Annotated in this window: 4 protein-coding genes; 1 reads left to right on the plus strand and 3 read right to left on the minus strand. The window is 69.5% G+C overall.

Features of this window, described 5'->3' with window-relative positions; translation table 11 throughout:
• Nucleotides 1-32: 32 nt before the first annotated feature.
• The 3 genes from P1P70_RS40125 to P1P70_RS40135 are packed head-to-tail and all read right to left on the minus strand — an operon-like array spanning nt 33 to nt 3,590.
• Complete coding sequence (locus P1P70_RS40125; protein WP_319246754.1) at nt 33-1,046, minus strand: ABC transporter permease; 1,014 nt, start codon at nt 1,044-1,046, stop codon at nt 33-35.
• Nucleotides 1,039-2,076, minus strand: coding sequence for an ABC transporter permease (locus P1P70_RS40130; protein WP_319246756.1), 1,038 nt, complete (start codon nt 2,074-2,076; stop codon nt 1,039-1,041). Before P1P70_RS40130 ends, P1P70_RS40125 begins: the two co-directional genes overlap by 8 nt.
• Entirely contained in the window at nt 2,073-3,590 is a 1,518-nt protein-coding gene (locus tag P1P70_RS40135) for a sugar ABC transporter ATP-binding protein (RefSeq protein ID WP_319246758.1), read from the minus strand. The genes P1P70_RS40130 and P1P70_RS40135 overlap by 4 nt, the downstream gene beginning before the upstream one ends.
• A 258-nt stretch (nt 3,591-3,848) precedes the next feature.
• On the opposite strand from P1P70_RS40135, the gene rhaI reads away from it, so the two are divergent.
• Complete coding sequence (gene rhaI / locus P1P70_RS40140; RefSeq protein WP_319246760.1) at nt 3,849-5,009, plus strand: L-rhamnose isomerase; 1,161 nt, start codon at nt 3,849-3,851, stop codon at nt 5,007-5,009.
• The last annotated feature ends 233 nt before the right edge of the window (nt 5,010-5,242 follow it).

The raw sequence follows: 5,242 nt of genomic DNA on the forward strand, positions 1-5,242 counted from the left end.
CGGTACGGGGTCGGCGGTGGGGGCCCAGCCGTTCAGGGGGCTGGAGCGGGCGCCTTGGTGACCGGCGCCGGGGCGGCTCTGCGGCCTGCCCTGGCGACGGAGATCTGGCGTGCGACCCGGGGGCCGAGCACGGAGAGGACGAGCAGGACGCCGGTGACGACGATCTGCGACTGGGCGGAGACGTCCTGGAGACTCATGACGTTCTGCAGGGTGCCGAGGAGGAAGACGCCGGCGATCGCGCCGCCGAGCGTGCCCTTGCCGCCGTCGAAGTCGATACCGCCGAGCAGCACGGCCGCGACGACCGAGAGTTCGAGCCCGGTGGCGTTGTCGTAGCGGGCACTGGCGTAGTGCAGGGCCCAGAAGATGCCGGTGAGGGAGGCCATCAGGCCGGTCACCGTGAAGAGGATCAGCTTCTGCCGCTTGACCCGGATGCCGGCGAACCGGGCGGCCTCCTCGCTCGCTCCGGTCGCGAAGACCGAGCGGCCGAAGGGGGTGGCGTGCAGGGCGATCACGGCGATCACGAGCAGGACCAGGAAGGGGATGAAGGCCTGCGGGACGAAGCTGTCGCCGATCCGGCCCGCCGCGAAGTCCAGGTACTGGGTGGGGAAGTCGGTGACCGCGTCGGAGCCGAGGACGATCTGCGCGATGCCCCGGTAGGCGGCGAGCGTACCGATGGTGACGGCGAGGGAGGACAGACCGAGCTTGGTGACCAGCAGGCCGTTGATCAGTCCGCAGACCACGCCGAGGGCCAGACAGATCGGGATGATCGTCTCGATGGTCATGCCCTGGTTCCACAGGGCGCCCATCACCGCGCCGGAGAGGCCGGCGGTGGAGGCGACCGAGAGGTCGATCTCGCCGGAGACCACGAGGAGGGTCATCGGGAGGGCGACCAGCGCGATCGGCAGGGTGTTGCCGATCAGGAAGGACAGGTTGAGCGCGTTGCCGAAGCCGTCGACGGTGGTGAAGGACAGCAGGAGCACGACGATGAGGAGGGCCCCGACCACCGTGTCCCAGCGAACGGCGCGCGACAGCGTGGAGTCAGCCATGGCGGGCGTTCCTCTTCTTCAGGGCGGTCGCCACGCGCACCGCGACCACGCGGTCCACGGCGATGGCGAGGATGAGCAGGATGCCGTTGATGGCGAGCACCCACACCGAGCTGACGCCGAGGGCGGGCAGCACGCTGTTGATGGAGGTCAGCAGCAGGGCACCGAGCGCCGCGCCGTAGACGCTGCCGGAGCCGCCGGTGAAGACGACACCGCCGACGACGACCGCGCTGACGACGGTGAGTTCGTAGCCGTTGCCGGTGCTGGAGTCGACGTTGCCGAAGCGGGCCAGGTAGAGCGCGCCTGCGAGGCCGGCGAGGGCGCCGCAGAAGGTGTAGGCGACCAGGATCCGCTTGCGGACCGGGATACCGGCCAGGCGGGCGGCCTCCGGGTTGGAGCCGAGCGCGTACAGCTCGCGTCCGCTGCCGAAGTGCTTCAGGTAGTACGCCGTGGCCACCAGCACCGCCAGCGCGATGAGGGCGAGATAGGGCACGGCGTAGATGCCGCCGGAGCCGAAGTCGATGAACCCGTCCGGGAGTCCGGAGGCGACGATCTGCCGGGAGCCGACCCAGATGGAGTCGATGCCGCGGATGATGTAGAGCGTGCCGAGGGTGACGACGAGGGCGGGCACCTGGCCGAGGCTGACGAGCAGTCCGTTCAGCAGGCCGAAGCCGATGCCCATCAGGACCGCCAGGAGCACGGCCACGACCGCGTTGCCGCCGCCCTGGAGGTACGTACCGGCGGCGAAGGCGCTGATGCCGAGAGTGGAGCCGACCGACAGGTCGACGTTGCGGGTGATGACGACCAGTGACTGGCCGACGGCGACCAGCACCAGGATGGTCGCGTTGAGCAGCAGGTCCTTGATGCCCTGCTCGGTGAGGAACTCGCTGTTGCCGAGCTGGGTGACGACGATCATCACCAGGAAGACGGCCAGGATGGCGAGTTCGCGCATCTTGAAGACGCGGTCCACGAGCCGGGTGCCGCTGGACTTGGGCACCTCGGCGACGGGGGTCTGAGGGGTGGTCACCGTCATGCGGCGGCCCTCCCGGTGGCTGCGGCCATCACGGATTCCTCGGTGGCTTCGGAGCGAGGGATCTCGGCGGTGAGCCGGCCCTCGTGCATCACGAGCACGCGGTCGGCCATACCGAGGATCTCGGGCAGGTCGGAGGAGATCATCAGCACGGCCACGCCGTCGGCGGCCAGTTCGCTGAGCAGGCGGTGCACCTCGGCCTTGGTGCCGACGTCGATGCCGCGGGTGGGCTCGTCGACGATCAGCACCTTCGGGCCGGTGGCGAGCCACTTGGCGAGGACGACCTTCTGCTGGTTGCCGCCGGACAGGGTGTTGACGGTGTCGGCGATCCGGGCGTACTTGACCTGGAGCTTGACGGCCCAGTCGAGGGAGCGGCTGCGCTCGGCGCCCCGGTCCATCAGGCCGGCCCTGACGGTCGTACGGAGTCCGGTGAGGCCGATGTTGCGCTCGATGGACATGTCCATCACCAGGCCCTGGGCGCGGCGGTCCTCGGGGACCAGGGCGAGCCCGGCGGCCATCGCGGTGGAGGGGGCGCCGTTGGTGAGCGCCTTGCCGTCGAGGGAGACCTCGCCGGCGTCCCAGCGGTCGATGCCGAAGACGGCGCGCGCGACCTCCGTACGGCCGGCGCCGACGAGGCCGGCCAGGCCGACGATCTCGCCCCGGCGGACGTCGAAGGAGACGTCGGTGAAGACGCCCTCGCGGGTCAGCCGGCGCACGCTCAGCGCGACTTCACCCGGCTCGACCTCCTGCTTGGGGTACAGCTCCTCCAGGTCGCGGCCGACCATGCGGCGGACCAGGTCGTCCTCGGTCATGCCGTCGAGCGGTTCGCTGGAGATCCAGGCCCCGTCGCGCAGGGTGGTGACGCGCTGGCAGATCTGGAAGATCTCCTCCAGGCGGTGGGAGATGAAGAGGACGGCCGAGCCCTGCTCGCGCAGCGTGCGGACGACGCCGAAGAGCCGGGCCACCTCGCTGCCGGTGAGGGCCGCCGTCGGCTCGTCCATGATCAGGACGCGGGCGTCGAAGGAGAGCGCCTTGGCGATCTCGACGATCTGCTGGTCGGCGATCGAGAGGCCGCGCGCCGGGCGGTCGGGGTCGAGTTCGACACCGAGCCGCTGCATCAGCGCGAGGGTGGCCGCGTGGGTGGCCTTGTGGTCGATGCGCCCGAGGGCGCGCCGCGGCTGGCGGCCCATGAAGATGTTCTCGGCGATCGAGAGGTCGGGAAAGAGCGTGGGCTCCTGGTAGATCACGGCGATGCCCGCGTCCCGGGCGTCGGCCGGGCCGTGGAACACGGTGGGCTCGCCGTCGAGGAGCACCTGACCGGAGTCCGGTCGGTGCACCCCGGCGAGGCTCTTGATGAGGGTCGACTTGCCCGCGCCGTTCTCCCCGGCGAGTGCGTGCACCTCGCCCGGGAACAGCTCTAGGGAAACGTCCCGCAGGGCGCGCACGGCGCCGAAGGACTTGGAGACGCCCTTCAGAGCGAGAACGGGGGCCGGACCCTTGTCGGACCGGTAGGTCATGGGGGCTCCTCGACGACGGCCGGTGGCTAGCGGAGAAGCTGCCTCACTGCGTCGTGAAAGGTTTCAACTTGGTTGCCGGGACGTTAGGCACCACTCGCAGGTCACGTCAATGGGTTTCGGTCGAAAATTTTTCGATATGAGAGGTCACAACCGGGTCACGGAAAGCCGGCTTGACCTGGGGGGTTGACAGCCCGGCGTGTCGCTCATAGTTTCCCGTGCTGAATCGTTTCAGACATCGAAGCCGGTAGGAGCCCTGACGTGACCGAGCTCGCCGCGGTGAAGGCCGCTCTCAAGACACAGGCCGTCGAGACGCCGTCGTGGGCGTACGGAAACTCCGGAACCCGTTTCAAGGTGTTCGCCCAGGCGGGTGTACCGCGCGATCCCTGGGAGAAGCTGGACGACGCCGGCAAGGTCCACGAGTTCACGGGCGTGGCGCCGACCGTGGCGCTGCACATCCCCTGGGACAAGGTGGAGGACTACGCGGCTCTGGCGAAGCACGCCGAGGAGCGTGGCGTGCAGCTGGGCGCCATCAACTCCAACACCTTCCAGGACGACGACTACAAGCTGGGCAGCGTCTGCCACCCGGACGCGGCGATCCGCCGCAAGGCCGTCGACCACCTGTTGGAGTGCGTCGACATCATGGACGCGACCGGGTCGCGCGATCTGAAGCTGTGGTTCGCGGACGGGACGAACTATCCCGGCCAGGACGACATCCGCAGCCGCCAGGACCGGCTGGCCGAGGGCCTCGCCGAGGTCTACGAGCGGCTCGGGGACGACCAGCGGATGCTGCTGGAGTACAAGTTCTTCGAGCCGGCGTTCTACACGACGGATGTGCCGGACTGGGGCACCGCCTACGCCCACTGCCTGAAGCTCGGGCCGAAGGCGCAGGTCGTGGTCGACACCGGGCACCACGCGCCGGGGACCAACATCGAGTTCATCGTGGCGACGCTGCTGCGCGAGGGGAAGCTCGGCGCGTTCGACTTCAACTCGCGGTTCTACGCCGACGACGACCTGATGGTGGGGGCGGCCGACCCGTTCCAGCTGTTCCGGATCATGTACGAGGTCGTGCGCGGCGGTGGGTTCACTCCCGAGGTCGCGTTCATGCTCGACCAGTGCCACAACATCGAGGCGAAGATCCCGGCGATCATCCGGTCCGTGATGAACGTGCAGGAGGCCACGGCGAAGGCGCTGCTGGTGGACGGGGACGCGTTGCGCTCCGCTCAGGAGGCCGGGAACGTGCTGGAGGCCAACGCGGTCGTGATGGACGCGTACAACACGGACGTGCGGCCGTTGCTGCGGGAGGTGCGGGAGGAGATGGGGCTGGACCCCGAGCCGTTGAAGGCGTACCGCGCGTCCGGGTGGGCGGCGAAGATCGTCGAGGAGCGGGTGGGAGGGGAGCAGGCGGGGTGGGGCGCGTGACCGCTGCGCTGGGCTGAAGCCGACTGCTGCGTCTCGTCTGCCGGGTGACTGTCGGTTGCAGACTGCGGGCCGGTTCGTGGCTGGTCGCGCAGTTCCCCGCGCCCCTGAAGGACCAGGCCCTGCGGGCCTGAAAAGCACGGGGCGCAGCCCCTGTTTTTCAGGGGCGCGGGGAACTGCGCGAGACGCCCCACGCACCCGCACTCGGCGACGCACCCCGGACCCCCGAGCTGAAC

Source organism: Streptomyces sp. MB09-02B (genome assembly GCF_033794485.1).
In the GTDB taxonomy this organism is placed as follows: Bacteria; Actinomycetota; Actinomycetes; order Streptomycetales; family Streptomycetaceae; genus Streptomyces.